Annotated in this window: 22 protein-coding genes and 1 pseudogene; 12 read left to right on the top strand and 11 right to left on the bottom strand. The window is 66.1% G+C overall.

Annotation, left to right across the window (positions count from 1 at the left end; genetic code table 11):
* The first annotated feature begins 48 nt into the window (after positions 1 to 48).
* Positions 49 to 1,032, top strand: a complete 984-nt coding sequence (locus HMPREF3067_RS02450) for a FecCD family ABC transporter permease (RefSeq protein ID WP_070768235.1) — start codon at positions 49 to 51, stop codon at positions 1,030 to 1,032.
* A 78-nt stretch (positions 1,033 to 1,110) separates the two neighbouring features.
* Positions 1,111 to 1,914 carry an ABC transporter ATP-binding protein gene (locus tag HMPREF3067_RS02445; RefSeq protein WP_246819209.1) on the top strand — a complete coding sequence of 268 codons (804 nt, stop codon included), beginning with the start codon at positions 1,111 to 1,113 and terminating at the stop codon, positions 1,912 to 1,914.
* 215 nt (positions 1,915 to 2,129) lie between these two features.
* Here the strand turns inward: HMPREF3067_RS02445 and HMPREF3067_RS02440 are convergent, their stop codons facing one another.
* Positions 2,130 to 2,351: a hypothetical protein gene (locus HMPREF3067_RS02440; RefSeq protein WP_141759305.1), complete on the bottom strand. Its 222-nt coding sequence runs from the start codon at positions 2,349 to 2,351 to the stop codon at positions 2,130 to 2,132.
* Positions 2,352 to 2,568: 217 nt separating this feature from the next.
* Here HMPREF3067_RS02440 and HMPREF3067_RS02435 point away from each other — a divergent pair, with 217 nt between their 5' ends.
* Together HMPREF3067_RS02435 and menE are read left to right on the top strand one after the other, a co-directional pair.
* Positions 2,569 to 2,988: a DoxX family protein gene (locus HMPREF3067_RS02435; protein WP_070768151.1), complete on the top strand. Its 420-nt coding sequence runs from the start codon at positions 2,569 to 2,571 to the stop codon at positions 2,986 to 2,988.
* Between the two features lie 11 nt (positions 2,989 to 2,999).
* Complete coding sequence (menE, locus tag HMPREF3067_RS02430) at positions 3,000 to 4,151, top strand: o-succinylbenzoate--CoA ligase (RefSeq protein ID WP_070768233.1); 1,152 nt, start codon at positions 3,000 to 3,002, stop codon at positions 4,149 to 4,151.
* Positions 4,152 to 4,188: 37 nt separating this feature from the next.
* Here menE and HMPREF3067_RS02425 read toward each other — a convergent pair whose 3' ends face one another.
* Together HMPREF3067_RS02425 and HMPREF3067_RS02420 are read right to left on the bottom strand one after the other, a co-directional pair.
* Positions 4,189 to 5,148 (bottom strand): aldo/keto reductase, encoded by a 960-nt coding sequence (locus HMPREF3067_RS02425; protein ID WP_070768150.1) that lies wholly within the window; start codon positions 5,146 to 5,148, stop codon positions 4,189 to 4,191.
* An 11-nt stretch (positions 5,149 to 5,159) separates the two neighbouring features.
* Entirely contained in the window at positions 5,160 to 5,846 is a 687-nt protein-coding gene (locus tag HMPREF3067_RS02420) for a metal-dependent transcriptional regulator (protein ID WP_070768149.1), read from the bottom strand.
* A 119-nt stretch (positions 5,847 to 5,965) separates the two neighbouring features.
* Between HMPREF3067_RS02420 and HMPREF3067_RS02415 the strand changes: the two genes are divergently transcribed.
* The 6 genes from HMPREF3067_RS02415 to HMPREF3067_RS02390 all read left to right on the top strand — a co-directional run bounded on the left by HMPREF3067_RS02415 (position 5,966) and on the right by HMPREF3067_RS02390 (position 11,400).
* Entirely contained in the window at positions 5,966 to 6,916 is a 951-nt protein-coding gene (locus HMPREF3067_RS02415) for a metal ABC transporter substrate-binding protein (protein ID WP_070768148.1), read from the top strand.
* A gap of 1 nt (position 6,917) precedes the next feature.
* Positions 6,918 to 7,685, top strand: coding sequence for a metal ABC transporter ATP-binding protein (locus HMPREF3067_RS02410; RefSeq protein WP_246819208.1), 768 nt, complete (start codon positions 6,918 to 6,920; stop codon positions 7,683 to 7,685).
* Positions 7,682 to 8,554 (top strand): metal ABC transporter permease, encoded by an 873-nt coding sequence (locus HMPREF3067_RS02405; protein ID WP_070768147.1) that lies wholly within the window; start codon positions 7,682 to 7,684, stop codon positions 8,552 to 8,554. The genes HMPREF3067_RS02410 and HMPREF3067_RS02405 overlap by 4 nt, the downstream gene beginning before the upstream one ends.
* Positions 8,551 to 9,387, top strand: a complete 837-nt coding sequence (locus HMPREF3067_RS02400; protein WP_070768146.1) for a metal ABC transporter permease — start codon at positions 8,551 to 8,553, stop codon at positions 9,385 to 9,387. Before HMPREF3067_RS02405 ends, HMPREF3067_RS02400 begins: the two co-directional genes overlap by 4 nt.
* Positions 9,388 to 9,569: 182 nt before the next feature.
* Complete coding sequence (locus HMPREF3067_RS02395) at positions 9,570 to 10,466, top strand: 1,4-dihydroxy-2-naphthoate polyprenyltransferase (protein WP_070768145.1); 897 nt, start codon at positions 9,570 to 9,572, stop codon at positions 10,464 to 10,466.
* Positions 10,467 to 10,500: 34 nt separating this feature from the next.
* A complete protein-coding gene (locus tag HMPREF3067_RS02390) occupies positions 10,501 to 11,400 on the top strand; it encodes an AEC family transporter (RefSeq protein WP_070768144.1) in 900 nt (299 codons plus the stop codon).
* Here the strand turns inward: HMPREF3067_RS02390 and HMPREF3067_RS02385 are convergent.
* The gene (locus tag HMPREF3067_RS02385; RefSeq protein ID WP_083319103.1) at positions 11,397 to 11,651 is read right to left on the bottom strand and encodes a DUF4229 domain-containing protein; all 255 of its coding nucleotides are present in this window, start codon (positions 11,649 to 11,651) and stop codon (positions 11,397 to 11,399) included. The two genes, HMPREF3067_RS02390 and HMPREF3067_RS02385, sit on opposite strands and share 4 nt — an antisense overlap.
* A 296-nt stretch (positions 11,652 to 11,947) precedes the next feature.
* On the opposite strand from HMPREF3067_RS02385, the gene HMPREF3067_RS02380 reads away from it, so the two are divergent.
* Entirely contained in the window at positions 11,948 to 12,226 is a 279-nt protein-coding gene (locus HMPREF3067_RS02380; protein WP_070768143.1) for a hypothetical protein, read from the top strand.
* 24 nt (positions 12,227 to 12,250) lie between these two features.
* Here the strand turns inward: HMPREF3067_RS02380 and HMPREF3067_RS02375 are convergent, their stop codons facing one another.
* From HMPREF3067_RS02375 to hemL, 7 genes are all read right to left on the bottom strand, one after another.
* Positions 12,251 to 12,505, bottom strand: a complete 255-nt coding sequence (locus tag HMPREF3067_RS02375; RefSeq protein ID WP_070768142.1) for a helix-turn-helix domain-containing protein — start codon at positions 12,503 to 12,505, stop codon at positions 12,251 to 12,253.
* 56 nt (positions 12,506 to 12,561) lie between these two features.
* A complete protein-coding gene (gene ccsB / locus HMPREF3067_RS02370; protein ID WP_070768141.1) occupies positions 12,562 to 13,599 on the bottom strand; it encodes a c-type cytochrome biogenesis protein CcsB in 1,038 nt (345 codons plus the stop codon).
* Positions 13,600 to 13,679: 80 nt separating this feature from the next.
* Positions 13,680 to 15,278, bottom strand: a complete 1,599-nt coding sequence (locus HMPREF3067_RS02365) for a cytochrome c biogenesis protein ResB (RefSeq protein ID WP_070768230.1) — start codon at positions 15,276 to 15,278, stop codon at positions 13,680 to 13,682.
* Between the two features lie 64 nt (positions 15,279 to 15,342).
* The gene (locus tag HMPREF3067_RS02360) at positions 15,343 to 16,161 is read right to left on the bottom strand and encodes a cytochrome c biogenesis CcdA family protein (protein WP_070768140.1); all 819 of its coding nucleotides are present in this window, start codon (positions 16,159 to 16,161) and stop codon (positions 15,343 to 15,345) included.
* 3 nt (positions 16,162 to 16,164) lie between these two features.
* On the bottom strand, positions 16,165 to 16,773 hold the full coding sequence (locus HMPREF3067_RS02355) for a TlpA disulfide reductase family protein (RefSeq protein WP_070768139.1): 609 nt from the start codon (positions 16,771 to 16,773) through the stop codon (positions 16,165 to 16,167).
* Between the two features lie 85 nt (positions 16,774 to 16,858).
* Entirely contained in the window at positions 16,859 to 17,467 is a 609-nt protein-coding gene (locus HMPREF3067_RS02350; protein WP_070768138.1) for a histidine phosphatase family protein, read from the bottom strand.
* Positions 17,467 to 18,792 carry a glutamate-1-semialdehyde 2,1-aminomutase gene (hemL, locus tag HMPREF3067_RS02345; RefSeq protein ID WP_070768137.1) on the bottom strand — a complete coding sequence of 442 codons (1,326 nt, stop codon included), beginning with the start codon at positions 18,790 to 18,792 and terminating at the stop codon, positions 17,467 to 17,469. Before hemL ends, HMPREF3067_RS02350 begins: the two co-directional genes overlap by 1 nt.
* Positions 18,793 to 19,001: 209 nt before the next feature.
* Between hemL and HMPREF3067_RS02340 the strand changes: the two are divergent.
* Positions 19,002 to 19,337 (top strand): annotated as a pseudogene (locus HMPREF3067_RS02340) (hypothetical protein); the annotation flags it as partial.

Genomic DNA, 19,337 nt, shown 5'->3' with positions numbered 1-19,337 from the left:
GTCTCAGACGTTCGTGACATCGCCGCCCGTTCCCGTAGCCGGAGTAGGATGGTAATCACTCTCAGTACCGTGGTGGTGCTCCTCGCTGCGGTGCTGGCCCTGACTTTCCCTGGCGCTGGACTGAACCATGGCACCGCCTGGCAGGCGCTAATCCACCCCGATCCCGGCTCCGAATCCAGTTTAGGCGCCAGGGTGGTCTATGGGTGGCGCCTGCCGCGGGTCACGGCAGGCGCCTTAATCGGTGCTGGGCTAGCAGTGGCTGGGACACTGTCTCAGACTCTCACCCGCAACCCACTGGGCTCACCCGATATTATCGGCTTCAACACCGGCGCCTACACCGGCGTTATCGTGGTCAGTTACCTGGGTTTTAGCAGCTTTATCAACGTCGGGATTGGCGCGCTCGCCGGCGGCGGTCTTACTGCTCTGATTGTCATGACCCTGGCGGTGCGCCGACAAGTAAGCGGGATGCGGTTAATCCTAGTCGGGATCGGAGTATCACTTACCCTGGCAGCGGTGAACCGCTACCTGATACTGAACGCAGACTTGGACACCGCTCTGGCGGTAGCCACGTGGGCAGCTGGTTCGCTCAACGGACTCGAATGGAGGTTCGTCGCTCCAGCGGCAGCGATTTTGACCCTAATCACCGCGCTCAGCTTGGTGCTGGGGCCGTGCTGCGAAGCGCTGGAGTTAGCCGATGACACCGCCTACTCCACGGGTCTAAACGTCACCCGTACCCGGCTACTGTTCCTGGCCATTTCTACTCTACTGACCTCCCTGTGTACAGCGCTAGCCGGCCCGATTTCTTTCGTGGCATTGGCAGCACCGCACCTGACCCGCTTTTTGCTCGGTGGCCAACGCGTCAATCTACCGGCCGCTGCACTAACCGGGGCCACCCTGGTATTGGTCTGCGACATCATCGGCCAGCACCTGTTTCCAACCGTCATGCTGCCTGTAGGGGTGGTTACCGTGACCCTCGGCGGGGTTTATCTAATAGCCCTCATGCTGGCCACCAGCCGAGCTTCCCGCAGATAGACTCCGCGCCCCTGCTGGGCTTCGCCCGCGATAGTGTCGAACAGCTTCAACTCCTTCCCCAGCCCCAGAAAGGATTCCTTGACCGCCTCCATGTCCTCCACCACCCCACCCCCCGCCATCACAGTGCAGGAGACCACCGTAGGCTACGGCGATTTTACGGCCGTACGCGGGTTAAGCGTCGAGTTCCCGCGCGGACAATTCACCTGCATCATTGGCCCTAACGGCTGCGGCAAGTCCACGCTGCTACGCGCGCTGGCGCGCGTGCTGACCACCACCGCCGGCACCATCTGCCTCGATGGGAAAGAGATAGGTTCTTTCGACCGCAAGGAGCTATCTCGCTGCATCGCGCTGATGGCCCAAGACGCAAGCGCCCCTGAGCACCTCACCGTGACCGAGCTGGTCGCACGCGGCCGGTTCGCCCACCAGGGCCTGCTGGGCCAGCGCAGCAGCCAGGACTGGGACAAAGTTTCCCAGGCTCTTTCCACCGTGGAACTCGGCAAACTTGCAGACCGACGCCTGAGTGAACTGTCCGGTGGCCAACGCCAACGCGCCTGGCTGGCCATGGCGCTGGCCCAGGACACCCCGGTGCTTTTGTTGGACGAGCCCACCACGTTTTTGGATCTGGGCTACCAACACGAGCTACTAACGCTAATCGCCAGCCTGAGTGCCAATGAGCACAAAACAGTCATCGCCGTTGTCCACGATCTTCAGCAGGCCGTGCGGTTCGCCGATCACCTCGTGGCGCTTAAAGACGGTCAGCTAGTCGCACACGGGAAGCCAACGGACGTAGTCACCGCCAAGCTCATCAAGAGCCTCTACGGACTGTCCGCGGAGGTCACTCGAGCCGGAGCTAGGCGACATACGGTCATAGTCCCCAACTAGCCGGGTTTTTAGGACTAGAGCTGCGGCTGGCCGTTTTCCCAGCGGTAGAAGCCCTCGCCGGACTTTAGGCCGAGCTTGTCATCGTCGACCATCTTGTCCAGCAGCTCCAGCGGGGTGTCGGGGCCTTGGGTCAGTTCCTTGAAGGCGGCATCGATAGCTTCCGGATCGGAGCCGCCCTGGCCTAGGACGGTGAGGACCTCACGCTTGATGGCGGCTCAGACGCGGTTGATGGCAAAGCCGGTGAATTCCTTGTACACCGGCACGACCTGCAGACCATAGGTGGCCATGTGCTCAAGCATGAAATCGAAGAGCTCCTGATCGGTCTGGCCGGAGCCCATGTTTTCGATGAAGCTAGCCACGTAGTTTTCCAGGTTGGCGTCGATATAGGCCTTGGCCTTATCTAGAGCCTCCGGGGAGCCGGGGTCGGGCAAGTGCACTACTCCGCCGCGGACGGAAAGCATCAAAGAGATGCGCTGGCCCAAACGCCAGCGCCGATGACTACAACGGGACGGTTGTCAACATTCTTCGGAAGTGACAAAAGCCCAACCGTACGCTTAATAAATTCTGGTGTGTCTGCGATAATTTTTGCGGACTTTTCAACAAGTTTTCTCTCTGGAATGGACAGCACATTAGTTAAACTGTAAAGTTTTGGCCATGAGAATCAGCAGCTCTATTGCCCTCCTTGTTTCCCGTATTGTCCTCGGCATCATCCTCATGGGCCACGGCTGGCAGAAGTTCAGCGAGTGGGGTATTGCCGGTACCGCCGACTCCTTCGACGCCATGGGCGTGCCGGCCGCCGGCCTGGCCGCTGTCGTGGCAGCCGTCATCGAATTCGTGGGCGGCATCCTCATCATCGCCGGCCTGTTCACCCGCTGGGTCAGCGGCCTGGTCGTCCTGCAGATGATCGGCGCCGGCGTTTTCGCCAACCACTTCTCCTCCGGCCTGTTCATCGACGGTGGCGGCTGGGAGCTCGTCGGCGCTATCGCCGCGGCCGCCCTCGCCTTCGTCGCCGTTGGCGCCGGCCAGATTTCCCTGGACCGCATCTTCTTCGGCAAACGCGCCGCCCGCGGCTAAACTATGTGACCGTGACTCATCTCCTCGCCCCGCTAGCCGTCCACCCCGACCGGCCCGCCGCCATCCTCCCCGACCTGGAGGCGGCGATAGCGGGGCATAAGTCTTTTCTCCCCGTGCCCGCCACGGACCGCGCCAAGACCACGGTGCTGACCAACTCCCAGCGTTGCGGCCAGCCCATCGACGCCGACATCGCCCTGGTGGTGCCCACCTCCGGGTCCACGGGCACCCCGAAGGGCGCGCAGCTGACCGCGGTCAACCTGGTCGCCAGCGCGGACGCCACCCACCAGCGCCTGGGCGGGCCCGGCCAGTGGCTGCTGGCGATGCCCGCCCACCACATCGCCGGCCTCCAGGTCCTGGTCCGCTCGCTCGTCGCTGGCGTGGATCCCTGGTGCCTGTATCTGACGGAAGGCTTCAACGTGGACGCCTTCGCCCACGCCGCCGCAGAACTATCCCGCACCGGAGATCGCCTCTACACCGGCCTGACCCCCATGCAGCTGGGCAAGGCACTGGACTCCCTGGCCGGCATCGAGGCGCTGCGCGCCTTCGACGCCATCCTGGTCGGCGGCGCGGCCCTGCACCCGCAACTCGCCGAGTCCGCGGCCAAGCTGGACATCGCCGTCGTGACCACCTACGGCTCCTCTGAGACCGCCGGCGGCTGCGTCTACGACGGCCAGGCGCTGCCCGGCACCCAGGTCGCCGTAGATAACGGCCGCATCTACCTGGGCGGGCCCACCATCGCCCGCGGCTACCGCAACGTACCGGATCACCCAGCCTTCGCCCGGCCCGGCTGGTTCGCCACCTCTGACGGCGGCGTCCTCCACGGCCAAGGCGAGGCTGCCCGGCTGGAGGTCACCGGCCGCCTGGACAACATCATCGACTCGGGCGGGCTGAAGCTGCACCCCGAGGTTCTCGAACGCGCCATCCAGTCCGTGCCCGGCGTCAATGACGTCTGCGTGGTCGGTGTCCCCCACCCGCGGCTGGGCCAGGCCATCGTGGCCGCCTACACCGGCTGGGCCTCCCGCGGGGACATCATCGACGCGCTCGAGGAAGCCGATACCCCGCGCTGGCAGCTGCCCAAGGATCTGCGCCGGATGGACGAGCTTCCCACCACCGGCCCGGGCAAGGTCAACCGACAGGCTATTGTCCAGCTTTTTAGGGGCTAGCGCGCATGCGACCCCAAAAACTTTCTACCCGCCTTGTTTAGGGTTTCTGCCCGGTACCGGAGTCAGTTTCCAACCCGGCATCCATAAACGACAAGTGCTTGTCCGTGTAGCGTGCGCCGGCCACGGGGTGGGCGGCCACGGCGGCATCGACGGCCTCGACCTGGGCCGGGCCCAGCGGCTGTGCCGCGGCGTTGGCGCGGATGCGCTCCAGGTTGGTGCTGCCGGCCACCGGGTAGATGTCCGCACCCTGGGCCAGCAGCCAGCCCAGCGCGAGCTGCGCCGAGGTCATCCCCCACTCCTCGGCCAGCGCGAAGAGGGCCTGAGCCAGCTGCTGGTTCGCCGCGAAGTTCTCCGCGTGCAGGCGCGGCGACGAGGAGTCATCGTTCGGCTGGGCCGAGCCGGCCAAAAAGCCCTTGCCCAGCGGGGAATAAGCCATAACATCCAGGCCCAGCTCCCGGGCGACCGGCAGGACGGTGGCCTCCGGGCCGCGGGTCCACAGCGAGTATTCGTGCTGGATAACGCTTAGCGGACATTCCGCGTGCGCGCGGCGGATGGTATCCGGGGCGGCCTCACACAGGCCGAAGCGGGCAACCTTGCCTTCCTGAATGAGCTCGCCGATAGTACCCGCGACCTCCTCGATGGGCACCTGGGGGTCCACGCGGTGCTGGAGGTAGACGTCCAATTGGTCCCTTCCGAGCCGCCGCAGCGAGCCCTCGGCGCTGGCCCGGATGACCTCCGGGCGGGAGTTGAGCCGGCCGGTCGGGGTGCCGTCTTCTATCTCCCAGCCGAATTTGGTGACCACGGTGCCGCGGCCGCCCAGGGCCTCGCCCAGCAGTTCCTCGCCGGTAAACGGGCCCTGAATCTCCGAGGTGTCAAAGGTATCCACCCCGGCTGCCAGCGCGCCGCGCAGGACGTCGACCATCTCCGCCCGGCGCGGGGAATCCGGGTAGGAGTGCGGGGTCATGGAGGTACAGCCTAAAACTACGCGGGAAGTCATACCTGCCCAGTCTAGCTGTCTTTATCCGCCGGCCGGACGACCATTTCCTGGGCCACGCCCTCTGCCACGGTGAAGGTGGCCCCGGCGGAGGTTTCCACCTCTAACAGCCCGGCCATGGGGGCGGCGACCACGCGCAAGGCCGATCCCGGGTGCACGGCGAAGCGGTCGAGGTAGCGCAGCAGCTCCGGGTCGGAGTCGTTGACCTGCTCGAGGATCACCTCTGCCCCGGGTTCTGCCTGGGCGAGGCGTTGCGGCGACAGCGGCTCCGAGCTGCCGTCCGCGCGCGGGATGGGATCGCCGTGCGGGTCGCGGTCGGGGTGGCCCAGGTGGGCATCGATAGCGTCGACGAAGCGATCGGAGGTGGCGTGCTCCAAGGCGTCCGCTTCGGCGTGGACCTCGTCCCAGCTGTAGCCGAGGGTGCGCACCAGGAAGGTCTCTAGCAGTCGGTGGCGCCGCGCCATCACCACGGCCAGCTCGCGACCGGTCGGGGTCAGGCCCACGCCGAAGTAGCGCTCGTGGACCACGAGCTCCTGCTTGGCCAGGCGCTTGACCGCCTCGGAGGCCGTGGGCAGCTTCTGCTGCAACGCGGTGGCGAGCTCACCTAGCGCCATGGGGGTGCCCTCGCCGTGACGTTCCTCATAGTCCCACAGGACCTTCAGGTAGTCCTGTGTGCGTTCGGGCAGATCGCTGATATGCATAGGGGCTATTTTAGCTAGCTCGTTGCAGAACACGGGGTTCACTGTGTACGGTCTTAGTAGTTCAACCCGTTGAACACCGACATTCATTTCTATATTCTTGAAAGGAGGTGGCACCCACGGTGAAACGTCGCACTTCCCTGGCCGTTACGGCCCTGACGTTGGCTACCTTGACTGCCACCCTGACCGCCTGCTCGTCCGACTCCGCAGAATCCGCCGGATCGGCGGGCAGCGCGGGCAAACCCCTGACCGTCTTCGCCACCACCGGCTACCTGGCCGACGCCGTGCACAATATCGCCCCGGACGCCGAGGTCACTACCATGGTCGGCCCGGGCGGCGACCCGCACACCTACCAGCCCACCACCCAGGACATGGAGGCCATGCGCGACTCCGACCTGGTCCTGTGGAACGGCCTGCACCTCGAGGCCCAGATGATCGACCAGCTCGAGTCCCTGGGCAACAAGCAGCTGGGCGTCGGCGAGAAGCTCGACAAGCGCGACCTGTTGCCCTGGCCGGAACAGGGCCCGGAGGGCGAAAAGCTCTACGACCCGCACATCTGGAACAGCCCGCAGCTGTGGTCTGAGGTAGTCGACGAAATCGGTGACAAGCTCGGCGAGATCGACGCCGACAACGCCGCGGATTACGAGAAGGCCGCCGACTCTTACGAAGAAAAGATCGCCGACGCCCACTCGAAGGCTGAAAAGGCGCTCGAGGGCGCCGACCCACGCGTGCTGATCACGGGCCACGACGCCTTCAACTACTTCGGCAAGACCTTCAACTTCGAGGTCCACGCCACGGACTTCGTCACCACCGAGGCCGCGCTGTCACCGACGCAGATCTCCGAGCTGGCCGACACCATCGCCAAGGAGAAGGTGCCGGTCATCTTCCAAGACAACCAAGCCAATCCGCAGGCCATTACCTCCCTGAAGGAGGCGGTCCACTCCCGCGGCTGGGACGTTCACGTCTCCGACCAGGAGCTTTTCGCCGATACCCTAGGCCCGACCGCGCCGACGGATACCTACCTGGGCGCCTTCCAGCACAACGCCGAGGCCGTTGCGGAGGCGCTGTCCTAAAATGTCCGCACTTCACCAGGTGCCGCGGGAACGCAGCAACGGCGACTGCGACCGGACGATGCTCCGCGTCAGCCACCTGACCGCCGGCTACGGCCGGCACGCAATTCTGGAAGACGCCTCCTTCGCGCTGCGCCGCGGGGCGATTACGGGGCTGGTCGGCGCCAACGGCGCGGGCAAGTCCACGCTGGTCAAGACCCTGACCGGGCTAATCAAGCCGCTGGCGGCGGACGAGCTGTCTTTCGACGGGCAGTCCCTCGACCACTTCCGCCAGCGGCTGGGTTATATGCCCCAGCACACAGACGTCGACTGGCAGTTCCCCGCCACCGTGGCCGATGTCGTACGCATGGGCCGGCTACCGCGCCTGCGCTGGTGGCAGTGGCCCGGCCGCGCGGACCGCGAGGCCGCGACGAAGGCCCTGCACGAAACCGGGATGGATAGCCATGCGCACATGCCCATCGGGCAACTGTCCGGCGGGCAGCGCCAGCGCACACTTCTGGCGCGCACCTTGGTGAACGAACCCGACCTGCTCATCTTGGACGAGCCCTTCGCAGGCGTGGACGCCGCCAGCCAGGACGCCATCATGTCCATCATCCGCGCCCGGCGCGACGACGGCGCCGCGGTCCTGCTGGTCCACCACAACCTCGCGGAGGTCACCCACTACTGCGACGACGTGGTAGCCCTCGGCCACGGCCGCGTGCTGGCCACCGGCCCGGTAGCTGAGGCCCTGCAGGATTCCGTGGTCAATGAGATGTTCGGGCTGCCTGCATGAACCCGCTCGATCTCTTAGACAACTACACCTACACGCAGGCCCTCGTTGGCACCGTGGGCCTAGGCGTGTGCGCCGGGGCGCTGGGGCCGCTGATTTACCTGCGGCGCCAGTCGCTGCTGGCGGATGCGATTTCGCACTCCGCCCTGCCCGGCCTGCTCGTCGCCTTCCTCGCCGCCACCATGCTGGGGCTAAACGGCCGTAACCCGCTGGCGCTCGTCGTCGGCTCGGTGCTTTCCGGGGTGCTCGCCGTGGCGATCATCAACGCCCTAGTACGCCGCACCCCGCTGCGCCCGGACGCGGCCATGGCGGCCACCTTAACCACATTCTTCTCACTCGGCATGCTGTTGATGCAGTACATTTCCCGCCACCCCCTGCCCGGCAAGGCCGGCATCCAGGACTACCTGCTGGGGAATGCCTCCACCCTCACGCGCGCCGATGTGAGCCTCATACTCGTCATTGGCGTCGGCACATTGTTGATTCTTTCTTGGGTACACGATAAACAGTCTGCCGTCGTCTTTGACGTCTCCTTTGCACAGGTGGCCGGCCTGCCCGTCCGGGTGCTGGACTGGTTAAGCTTCCTCGCGCTCACGGTGGTCACGGTCTCCGGGGTCAAAGTCTCCGGCGTGGTGTTGATGGTGGCCGTGGTCATCGCCCCGGCTGCCGCCGCCCGGCAGTGGACCACCCGCCTGCTCCCGTTCATTGCCCTGTCCGCCGCCTTCGGCGGGCTGGCCGCCGCGGTCGGGTGCTACATCTCCATCGCCTACGGACCGCTGCCCACCGGTCCAGTCATCGTCCTCGTCCAGGCCGCCCTCGTGGCCGTATCCTTCGCCCGCACGGGCCTTAACCGCCGCCAGGAGGTGCGCGCATGAGTCTCGCTTTTTCCGCCTGTTTGCTGGCCATCCTGACCTCGCTAGCCTGCGCTATCCCCGGGATCTTCGTCGTGCTGAAGGGCGAGTCCATGGTCATCGACGGCATCGGCCACGCGGTCCTGCCCGGTATCGCCGTGGGCTACCTGTTCACCGCGGATATCGGCTCCCCCTGGCTCCTGCTGACCGCCGCGCTCGGCGGGCTGGCTGTCGCCCTGCTCACCGAGTGGCTCGGCCGCGCCAAGCTGGTCACCGGCGATGCCTCCCTAGGGCTGGTATTCCCCGCCCTCTTCGCCTTCGGCACCATCCTGATTTCGACCAAGATGAGCCACGTCCACTTGGACGTGCACACCGTGCTGGTGGGGGATCTCAACCTGGCGGTCTTCGCCAACCCGAACTACCTCTGGGTCATGCTGACCGTGCTCATCATCAACGCCGCCTTTGTCGCCGTGGCTTTCCCGCGGCTGACGGCTAGCTCCTTCGACGCCGAGTTCTGCCGCATCCAGGCAATAGGCGGGCGCGGCCTGCACACCGCGTTCATGGCTCTGGTGGCATTCAGCGCCACCGCGGCCTTCCACGCCGCCGGCGCCATGCTGGTCATCGCGCTCATGGTCTTCCCCGCCATCACCGCCCGGCTGCTAGCCCACCGCGTGCTGCCCATGCTGGGTCTCGCCTGCCTGGTAGCAACCGGCACGGCCACCGCCGGCTTCTGGGCCGCCTATCATCTCCAGGCTGCCACCTCCGCCGCCATGACCGTAGCCAACGCCGTGGTCTTCGCCGCTGCCCTCGGTGTCTATGCGTGGCGCAGCCGGCAGAACACCCGACGCTACATCTGAGCACAATAGAACATGGCTGCTACACCAGCTTCCCACTTAACATAACACTGTGGGAAGTTAAGTGGGAAGTTGACTTCGACGGGTTGGAACGAGCACTTTCGGGAAGGACGGTTGGGATTCCGGCTGGCTCTGGGACGGCAGTTAGTTAAAGCGCTAACTGAGCGCGTGGCACAATGGGCTGTATGTCAGCTGCTGGAAAGAAGTACTCCGCCACCCGCGCGGATTGGATTGAAGGGGCCCGGCCGCACACCTGGGCCAACGCTTTCGCCCCGGTCGTCGCCGGCACCGGCGCGGCCGCCTCGCTGGGGCAAGCCCACCTCGGGCGGGCCCTGCTCGCGCTCATCGTGGCCTGGGCGCTCATCGTCGGCGTCAATTTTGCCAACGACTACTCGGACGGCATCCGCGGCACCGACGATGACCGCTCCGGCCCGCAGCGGCTCACCGGCGGCGGGCTCGCCAAGCCCGCCCACGTCAAGTACGCCGCCTTCGGCTGCTTCGCCGTGGCCGGTGCCGCCGGCATCATCCTGTCCCTGTGGGCGGGTGCCTGGTGGTTCATCCTCGTCGGCGCGCTGTGCATCGCCGGCGCGTGGTTTTATACCGGCGGCAAGAACCCCTATGGCTACCGCGGACTCGGCGAGGTCGCCGTCTTCATCTTCTTCGGTCTGGTGGCCGTGCTGGGCACCGAGTTCACCCAGGCCGGCCGCATCTCCTGGACCGGCCTCGCCCTGGCCGTGGGCGTTGGCGCGATGAGTTCCGCGGTCAACCTGGCCAATAACATCCGCGATATCCCCTCGGACGCCGCCACCGGCAAGATCACCTTGGCCGTCACCCTGGGCAACGAACGAGCCCGCCTACTGTTTACCGTGCTCCTGCTGTTGCCGGTACTGCTGACTATCGGCATCGCCTTCGACTCCTGGCTGGCGCTACTGGGCCTGGTCTACTTCCCGTTCGCGCTCGGCGCGGTGCGCACCGTCAACCGCGGCGCCCAGGGTCGGGAGCTCATCCCGGTCCTCGGCATGGCCGGCCGGGCCATGCTCATCTGGGCCGTGGTCGTAGCCATCGCGCTGGTCATCGTCTAGGCAGGATCCACCGACTGCAGGAAAGGTGCGCTAGATGCTAGGGGTTATCACCGGGTTTGCCATCATCCTGGCCGTCATCTTCGTCGGCTGGGTGCTCGCCGTACGCGGGGTTATCGGCTCCGATCGCGAGCGCCTGATGTTCAACCGGGTGGCCTTCTACGCCGCGACCCCGGCTTTGCTCTTCCACTCCGTGGCGCGCTCGGATCCCGGGGTAGTCTTCTCCCCGGTCATCCTGGTGGTCATCGGGGCGACCGTGGTGGTCGCCACCGTCTACGCGGCCCTGCACTTCCGCCAGTCCCTGCCGGATATCGCCTCCGGCGCGGCCGCGGCCAGCTACTTCAACTCCGTCAACATCGGCCTGCCGGTGAGCACCTACGTGCTGGGCGATTCCACGTACGCCATCCCCGTCGTCTTCATCCAGATGGTCCTGTTCACCCCGCTCATCCTGGGCGCGCTGGGCGGCAAGTCCCTGCTGGGAGGGATCAAGACTGGGCTGCTCTCCCCCATGGTGGTGGCCAGCTTCCTGGGCTTTATCGTGGCCTGGCGCGGCTGGGAAATCCCCGCGCCCATCATGGAGCCCATCGGCCTGCTGGGCGGGGCGTCCATCCCCATGATCCTGATGAGCTTCGGTGCCTCCCTGAAGACCTCCGGGGTGCTTTCCGACCCCTCCGCGCGCCGCCCCACCGCGACGGCGACGCTCCTGAAACTGGTAGGCATGCCGCTGGCGGCCTTCGGCCTGGCGAGCATCTTCGGCCTGAGCGCCGACGCCACTTACGCCGCAGTTATCCTCTGCGCGCTGCCCACGGCCCAGCAGGTCTACAACTACGCGGCCACCTTCCAGCGCGGCCAGACCGTCGCCCGCGACGTCGTCTTCCTGACTACCTTCGCCGCGCTGCCGGTGATGCTGGTGATCGCCTTCCTCTTCGGCCGCTAGTTACGGCCGGCTAGCTCGCGCTGGACCCAGGCCTTGTGGGCCTTGCGCTGGCGGGAGTACTCGGCCAGCGAGTTCGTGGCTTCGAGCCGCCACTTGGTGAAGATGAGCATCGACAGCGGCAGCGCCAGGAACAAGGCCAACAGCGCGGAGAAGATAAGAGGCACCGGGGCGCCGATGAGCATGGCTAGGCCCTGGATGACCGCCGTCAGGACCAGGAAGAGAACCAGGCGGGCCAGGCCGTACTTGGCCATCGCCTTGCGCGAGGCAGAGCGCAGCTCCGGGTCGGGCTTGGGCGGCTCGTGCTCGCCCCGCTCCCCCGCGGCGGCAGTGACCGCATCGGCAGGCTGCGCTGCACCCGCCTGGCCGGCGGGCCGGGCATCGCCGGCCGGGGTTGCCGGGGCGGCATCGTGAGCCGGGGTCGACTTGGGGGTCGATTCCGGGACCGCCGCGGGGCGGTTCTGGGGTTCGTTATCGTGGGCTGACACGTCAGACATTTTACCTTCGCCTAAGCTAGTCGGTTAATTTTCGGTTAAGTACTATGGAGGGCATGGGACGCCTCATCCTTCTCCTCCTCATCGTTGCCGCCGTCATCCTAGTCTGGAAGGCCTTCGGCCCCGGCACGTGGGGCAAGCGGACCGAAATCCAAGCGGATAACCGCGCCCCAAGCCCCAAGCAGATCAAGGGCCCGGATGATGACGAAGAGTTCCTGTGGAACATTGAAAAGCAGCGCTTCAAGGAACGCCGCGCGCGGGAGGCGTGTGAGGCCGAGCAGCGCCGCCAGCAGGAACGCCAGCGCCGGCAGCAGCCCCCGCAGGACGAGACCTAAGCCCCGCGGGCCTGTGGGCCCGGCCTACTCGGACTGGTCTTTAAACGTGAGCTCCAGGCCCAGCGCTTGGGCCACGGCCGCAACCTTTTCCCACCGCACGCCCGTGCCGCCGTGCTCGATGGTGTGCAGCGTCGAGCGGGACACGCCCGCGTCCTCAGCGAGCTTTTGCTGCAGGATGCCGCGCTCCCGGCGGCACCGGGCCAGGTAGTCGCCCAAGTGCAGCAGCTGCGGGTTGTCCCCAGCCGGCTTGCCGGGCTTGTTACGAGTGCGGTTTTCCATTCAGTAGACCTCCCGCCACCAATCGCGGCAGTAGTGAGCTAGTGGGAAGCTCGTGGCTAGTTCAGGCCCGCGTAGGAGTGCAGGCCGGAGACCACCATGTTAATGAAGAACAGGTTGAAGATCATGGTGGCCAGCGCCAAGATGTTGACCCAGGGGGCGTACTTGCGGGCCGAGGGGGTCGCGCGCATGTGCAGGTAGGCCGCGTAGAGGATCCAGGTGGCAAAGGAGACAGTCTCCTTCGGGTCCCAGCCCCAGAAACGGCCCCAGGCGGACTCCGCCCAGATAGCACCCAGGACAATGCCTAAGCCCAGGGTGGGCAGGGTGATGACCGCCAGGCGGTAGGCCAGCTGGTCCAGCTTCTTCGCCGAGGGCAAAATCATCGTGATGGTGCCCAGGAAGCCATGCTCCTCGCCCTTGGGCTGCGCGCGGCGCAGCAGGTACAAAATCGAGGCGATGCCAGAGACAATACCGATGGACGCGCCCACGGAGACCGTGGTGACGTGGATGGGCAGCCAGTGCGACTGCAGCGCCGGGACGACCGGGGCGGACTCCGCGTACAGCTTGGTGGAACCGTAGAACAGCAGGGCCAACATCGGGGTGAGCAGCCACGGCCACAGCGGGCGCCACTGCTTGCGTTGCAGGGAGATCGCGGCGACCACCATGGTGCCGGCGGTGACCATCAGGACGTATTCGTAGAGGTTGCCGAACGGGAAACGGCCGGTGGCCAGGCCGCGCAGGACAATCGCCACCAGGTGCAGGACCACGGCCACCCAGATGAGCGACTGGGTCATGTTGCCAATCTTGTCGGCGCGGCGCTCACGGTGTGCGACCTCATCCGCGGTCGGGGCGGGCTCGGCGCCCGCGGCCCCGACGGGGGTGGCGGCGGCGTCGCTAGACCTGGCGCCTACCGTGGCGAGCTCCTTGTTTTCCTTGCGGCCCTTCGCCTTTTCTTCCTGGGCCGCGCGGCGGGTCTCCAGGAGGCTCTTCATGCGCCCGTAGTACATAAGGGACATGAAAAGGGCGACGATATAGATGACAAACGCGGTCTGTACCGCGATGTCCGAAAAGTTCGACAGGTTCTGATCGACCGGCATACACACCTACTCTGACAGATTGCGTTCGCAGATTAGACTACCCCTGGCCAACACGGGAATCCAACTTTAGATGGACAGGATTATTTGTCTTCGTAATCGAAGAGCTCGTCCTCTTCCGTCTCCTCCGGATCGGGCAGCTCCAGCAGCTCACGGTAGAGCACGTGGAACTCTTCCGACCAGCCGGCCCGGTCCGTGCGCGACAGGCCCGCCATCTCAATGGCGGTGGTGCCGTCGGCGTTCGGCCGCAGGCGCACCCACACGCGGCGGCGCTTGATGACCAGCGAGCCGACGAGGGAGGCCAGCATGACCAGTGCGGAGACGAGCACCCAGAACTGCATCGGGTCGTAGGAGACCTGGTAGTTGGCAAACTCGTTGGCGCCGTCGAAGGTGACCTTGGTGCCGTCGTCGAGCGTGACCGACTCGCCCATCCCCAGGTTGACGCGCTCCAGCTTCTGCAGCGCGCCCGAATGCATCAGCGTCGAGTCTAGGGAGAAGATGGACTGCGCCGTGCCGGTGTCCAGGCCCGCGTCGCCGCGGTAGATGTCGATGGCCAGCGCCGGGTCCATCATGGACGGGAAGGACGAGGACAGCAGCTCGCCGTTCTCGCCGGACCAGCTGGCCGTCGGCGCGAACAGGCCCTGGATAGCCAGCTGGTTCTGGCGGCGCTCGTAGAGGTCCGGGTACATGCCGGCCGGCGGGTCGAAGCGCATGGCGCCCGAGGACAGGAAGTTGGTCAGATCGTCCGGGCGGAACTGCATGGTCTGCGTGCGTTTTTCCCCGTCCGGCCACTCCACCGTCACGGTGGGCGCGAAGCCGTGGCCCTGCAGGTAGACGCGGTTATTGGCCAGGCGCAGCGGGTGGTTGACCTTGAGCTCGTAGTCGTCCCAGGCCTCTTCGCTGGCGTAGATGTCCTCGCCCTCGGCGTAGGAGACGTTCGAGGTGAACATCTCCGCCTGCCCGTTCGGCAGGTAGTCCGCGGTAAAATCATGCGCGACCAGGCAGAAGGGGTGCAGGCCCGTGCCGTCGAAGAGCGGGCCGGCGCGGAAGGAGTCGTAGTTCGACGTCGAGGTGTTGCAGAACTCGGTGGACTGCTCGGCATCGGAGGCAGAAACGTGTTTGCCGGACTCGGTGACCACGATGACCTGTCCCTCGTAGTAGACCATGCGGCCCACGGCGATGGTGACCAGCATGGCCACCAGGGCGACGTGGAAAATCAGGTTGGCCAGCTCGCGGGAGTAGCCGCGCTCGGCCGAAAAGGACAGCGCCCCGGCACGATCCTCGCCCGGCTCGTAGCGGGCCACGCGCCAGCGCTTGAACATCGCCTGCGTCTTGTCGCTGAGCTCCTCGATGCCGCGCTCCGAGGTGCCTTCGGAGTGCAGCGGCATGCGGGTCAGGAACTTGGGCGGGCGGGTCGGCTGGGTCTTCCACGCCTTGTAGTGATCCCACGAGCGCGGCAGGATGCAGCCGATGAGCGAGATGGTCAGCAGCACGAAGATGGCGATGAACCACGTGGAGGAGAAGACGTCGAAAAGCTGCAGCTTGTCGTAGATCTCGGCGATGGTGCCGTTGGTCTCGATGAACTCGTTGACATTGGCCTCGTTGAGGTCGCGCTGCGGCAGCAAGGAGCCGGGGATCGCGGCGACCGCCAGCAAAAACAGCAGTGCCAAGGCGGTGCGCATACTGGTCAGCCAGTTCCAGCCCCGCTTGAGCCAGGTGCCGATCTGTTTCACGAATGCTCCTTAACTAAATGAGGGTCGCGCCGTATTCCACGGTCCACTGCCGGATCCAGTTGATGAATTCTCCCCAGAGGCCCGTCAGCAGTGCCAGGCCCACCAGGATCATGGCCACGCCACCGATTACCTGCACGGTACGCGAGTGCTTGCCCAGCCAGGAAATCGTGCGCATGGCCCGGGCCGAGCCCAGCGCCACGAGCAGGAAGGGCAGCCCCAGGCCGAGGCAGTAGCCAATGATGAGGATGGTGCCGCGCAGCGCCGTCATCCCCTCGGTGCCCGCGGACACGGAGATGATGGCGGCCAGGGTCGGCCCCAGGCACGGGGTCCAGCCCAGGGCGAAAACACCGCCCAACAGCGGTGCGCCCAGCCAGGTGGTCCAGCGCTTGGGCGACAAGCGGGTGTCTTTTTGCAGCGCGGGCACCAGGCCCATAAAGACCACGCCCATGAGGATGGTGACCACGCCGCCAATACGCATGAGCGTGTCAGCGTTTAAGGTCAGCACGGAGATCGCGCCGAAGACGGAGACCGTCGCCAGCACGAATACCACGGTGAAGCCGAGGATAAACAGCAGCGCCGCGCCGACTACCGCCCACTGGCGGCGCTTGCCCACGCGGGCGCCGTACTCCGCGTCGTAAGTCACCTCCCCGCCGACCACGCTGGCCAGGTAGGAGATATAACCGGGCACCAGCGGGATCACGCACGGGGAGGCGAAAGAGACCAGGCCGGCAGCAGCCGCGGCGATGATCCCTAACAGGAGGGGACCGGCCACGGCGGTGTCCGCAAACGTCTGCCCCAGCCCCGACTGGGCCACAATTAGCTGTGCGTCCATACGCTAGGCGGACTCCTGCTCTAGTTCCTCGACGACCTCCAGCAGGTCTTGGTCCGTGATCTCGCGTAGGAAGACGGCGGCCGGGCGGTGCTGCTTGTCCAGCACGATGGTGGTGGGCACGACCGCGGTGGGCACGCCGCCCAGCGCCGCCGCCGTCTTGAACGGCGGGTCATAGATGGATGGGTACTCCAGGCCGTTGTCTTTCTTGAAGTCGCGCGAAATCTGCGGGTTATAGTCGCGCACGTTGATGCCGAAGACGGTGCCGGCCTTGTCTTCCTGGAGCTTTTCGTGCACCCGCTGTAGGTCGTCCGACTCGGAGCGGCACGGCGCGCACCACTGGCCCCAGGAGTTGAGCACCACGATCTGATCGTCGAAGTCCGACAGGGAGATGGTCTCCCCCTCGTTCATCAGGTCCTCGCCGCTGAACTCTTGCAGCGGCTTGCGCTCCTCAGGCGCGTAGCGGATCTCCGTCTGCCCGCCCGGGGTGATGAACTCGAAGGTCTCCCCCGTGGCGACGGCGTTCTTGGAGTTTTCCTCCGACTGCTGGCAGGCGGACAGGGTCAGCGCCGCCGCGGTCAGCGCGGCAGCGGCGGCAACAAACTTGGAAGACATATACACCTGAAAAATCTAGGCCGGGAAAATAGACCGTTGAATTAATAACCGGGCGGCTAAAGAACTTAAAGACGAGGCCAGAAGGCTAGATCTGGTGGGCCGGGGACGAGTAATAGATATCAGTGATCTCATCGTCCTGGAAGACCAGGGAGGTCACGGACGCCAGATCGCATTCCCGCGCCCACGGGGCGTGCGGCAGGCGCAGGCCCAGCACGGTGCGCTGGACCATCACGATGGGCAGCTGGTGGGAGACCAGCACCGCCTCGTGGCCAGCGGCCTTATCGCGGGCGCGCTCGACCGCGTTCATCATCCGGCCTGCGATCTGGGTGAAAGGCTCGCCCCAGGACGGCTCCAGCGGGTTGCGCATCAGCGGCCAGCGGCGCGGGTTCCACAGCTGGGAGCGCAGCCCCTTGGTCCGCAAGCCCTCGAAGCGGTTACCGGACTCGATGATGGTCTTGTCCAGCTCCACGTCCAAGCCGGTGACCTTGGAGATGGGCTGGGCGGTTTCCTGGGTGCGCTGCAGCGGCGAGGCCGCCAGGTAGGTCACGTCGTGGCCGCGGAAAACCTCGGCCGTGCGCGCCGCCATGGAGTGCCCGCGGGACGACAGGTGGTAGCCCGGGATCCGGCCGTAGAGGATCTTGCCCGGGTTGTAGACCTCGCCGTGGCGGACCAGGTGGACGATGGTGGCAGTCACTAGTTCTCCTTTGTTGCGGCGGCAGCGGCCTTCGCTGCCGTGGCAAGTGCGTTTTCAATCCTCTCGAAATCATTGTCGCTAAGCGCGTCAGATACAAACCAGGTCTCGAAAGCGCTCGGCGGAACCATGACGCCGCCTTCCAGCAGGGCGTGGAAGAAGGGGGTGAAACGCCAGGTCTCGGTCGCCTGCATGTCGGCGAAGTTGCGGCCCTCGCCCTCGGCGAAGCGGATGGAGAGCATCGACTCGGCGCGCTGGACGTGGTGGGCCACGCCCTCGCGCTCCAGGGCGCGGTGGATGAGCTTTTCCAGGCGGTCGGCCTGCTGCTGCAGGCGCGGGTAGAGCTCCTCGTCCGCCAGCTCCAGGGAGGCCAGGCCCGCGGCCATGGCCACCGGGTTACCGGACAGTGTGCCGGCCTGGTAGACCGGCCCGACCGGGGCGAGGTAGTCCATCACGTCGGCGCGGCCGCCAAAGGCTGCGGCAGGCAGCCCACCGGAGACCACCTTGCCAAAGGTCACCAGGTCGCCGGCGACGTGGTCGACGCCGTACCAGCCCTGGTGGGAGGTGCGGAAGCCCGTCATGACCTCGTCCAGGATGAGCAGCGCGCCGTCGGCGTGCGCGATCTCCTTGAGCGCGGCGTTGTAGCCCTCGTCTGGGGCGACGGTGCCCATGTTGCCGGCCGCGGCCTCGGCGATGATGCAAGCGATCTGGCCGGGGTTCTCGGCGAAGGCCTGACGGACGGCCTCCAGGTCGTTGTAGGGCACGACGATGGTGTCCTGGGCCTGCGCGCCGGTCACGCCCGGGCTATCGGGCAGCCCCAGCGTCGCCACGCCGGAGCCGGCCGCGGCCAGCAGGGCGTCCACGTGGCCGTGGTAGCAGCCCTCGAACTTTAAGACCTTCGGGCGGCCGGTGAAACCGCGGGCCAGGCGCACCGCGGACATGGTGGCCTCCGTGCCGGAGTTGACCAGGCGCACCTTGTCGACGGCGGTGCGGCCCACGATGGTCTCGGCCAGCTGCACCTCGGCCTCAGCGGTCGCGCCGAAGCTCAGGCCCTTTTCCACCGCGTACTGCACGGCTTCTACGATCTTCGGGTGCGCGTTGCCGTGGATCATCGGCCCGTAGGAGCTGACCAGGTCCACGTAGGTGTTTCCGTCCACGTCCCACAGCTGCGAGCCCTTGCCCTGCGCAATAGCGCGGGCCTGCCCGCCGACGGAACCGTACGCCCTAACCGGGGAATCCACCCCGCCGGGGATCACTTTCTCCGCTCGTGCGAAAAGCTCGGCGGACTTGGACGTTGTCATGGCGCTAGAAGTAGGCATAGCCCACATTCTACGGATTTTCGCGCTATACAAAAGTTGTAGCCGCCCGCACCCGCCCTGCGTGCCCCGTCGCCCTGCGCTAGGGTGGCGGTTGGAGCGAACGCGGTGGCGCGGACCGGCCACCTGCTCGGGGAAAATACACACAGCACGCTCACTCAACGCAATGAATCACCGACTACGCACACAGAGTTATCGAGAAACATTCGGGGGAATCTTTCATGCTGCCGCGCTACCGCACAGCCGCCTTTGCCATCGCCGCTACCCTTTGCCTTTCCGCCTGCCAGACCGCCGAACCCGCGCGGGAGGAAACCCGCCCCGCACCGGAGGCGGACTCCAGCCCGCGCCCCTGGTCGCCGGGCACCGACTCCGCACTCAACGGCTCCAATTCCACCGCGCCCGCCGCGACAGCCCCGGGCGGGGAGGTCTCCCCAGTGCGCGCCCCGCAGCTGCCCGGGGCTAACGATGCCGCCGCGGCCGACGATGCCGAGACCCCCACCGGCCCGACAGAGCCCGACCGCCCCGACGGCTCCTCCACTAAGCAGCGCCCGGGCAGC

The sequence above is a fragment of the Corynebacterium sp. HMSC04H06 genome (assembly GCF_001815935.1).
Taxonomy (GTDB): Bacteria; Actinomycetota; Actinomycetes; order Mycobacteriales; family Mycobacteriaceae; genus Corynebacterium.
The sequence above is the reverse complement of the archived record's forward strand: the minus strand, read 5'-3'. Positions and strand labels throughout refer to the sequence as shown.

Coding starts and splice junctions, on each gene's coding strand:
- HMPREF3067_RS02425 (WP_070768150.1), bottom strand. CDS start 5,148: ATGACTTCCCGCGTAGTTTTAGGCTGTACCTCCATGACCCCGCACTCC.
- ccsB (WP_070768141.1), bottom strand. CDS start 13,599: ATGCCGGTCGATCAGAACCTGTCGAACTTTTCGGACATCGCGGTACAG.
- HMPREF3067_RS02375 (WP_070768142.1), bottom strand. CDS start 12,505: ATGGAAAACCGCACTCGTAACAAGCCCGGCAAGCCGGCTGGGGACAAC.
- HMPREF3067_RS02360 (WP_070768140.1), bottom strand. CDS start 16,161: ATGGACGCACAGCTAATTGTGGCCCAGTCGGGGCTGGGGCAGACGTTT.
- HMPREF3067_RS02450 (WP_070768235.1), top strand. CDS start 49: ATGGTAATCACTCTCAGTACCGTGGTGGTGCTCCTCGCTGCGGTGCTG.
- HMPREF3067_RS02380 (WP_070768143.1), top strand. CDS start 11,948: ATGGGACGCCTCATCCTTCTCCTCCTCATCGTTGCCGCCGTCATCCTA.
- hemL (WP_070768137.1), bottom strand. CDS start 18,792: ATGTGGGCTATGCCTACTTCTAGCGCCATGACAACGTCCAAGTCCGCC.
- HMPREF3067_RS02400 (WP_070768146.1), top strand. CDS start 8,551: ATGAGTCTCGCTTTTTCCGCCTGTTTGCTGGCCATCCTGACCTCGCTA.
- HMPREF3067_RS02385 (WP_083319103.1), bottom strand. CDS start 11,651: ATGGCCAAGTACGGCCTGGCCCGCCTGGTTCTCTTCCTGGTCCTGACG.
- HMPREF3067_RS02355 (WP_070768139.1), bottom strand. CDS start 16,773: ATGTCTTCCAAGTTTGTTGCCGCCGCTGCCGCGCTGACCGCGGCGGCG.
- HMPREF3067_RS02390 (WP_070768144.1), top strand. CDS start 10,501: ATGCTAGGGGTTATCACCGGGTTTGCCATCATCCTGGCCGTCATCTTC.
- HMPREF3067_RS02405 (WP_070768147.1), top strand. CDS start 7,682: ATGAACCCGCTCGATCTCTTAGACAACTACACCTACACGCAGGCCCTC.
- HMPREF3067_RS02365 (WP_070768230.1), bottom strand. CDS start 15,278: ATGCGCACCGCCTTGGCACTGCTGTTTTTGCTGGCGGTCGCCGCGATC.
- HMPREF3067_RS02395 (WP_070768145.1), top strand. CDS start 9,570: ATGTCAGCTGCTGGAAAGAAGTACTCCGCCACCCGCGCGGATTGGATT.
- HMPREF3067_RS02435 (WP_070768151.1), top strand. CDS start 2,569: ATGAGAATCAGCAGCTCTATTGCCCTCCTTGTTTCCCGTATTGTCCTC.
- HMPREF3067_RS02420 (WP_070768149.1), bottom strand. CDS start 5,846: ATGCATATCAGCGATCTGCCCGAACGCACACAGGACTACCTGAAGGTC.
- HMPREF3067_RS02410 (WP_246819208.1), top strand. CDS start 6,918: ATGTCCGCACTTCACCAGGTGCCGCGGGAACGCAGCAACGGCGACTGC.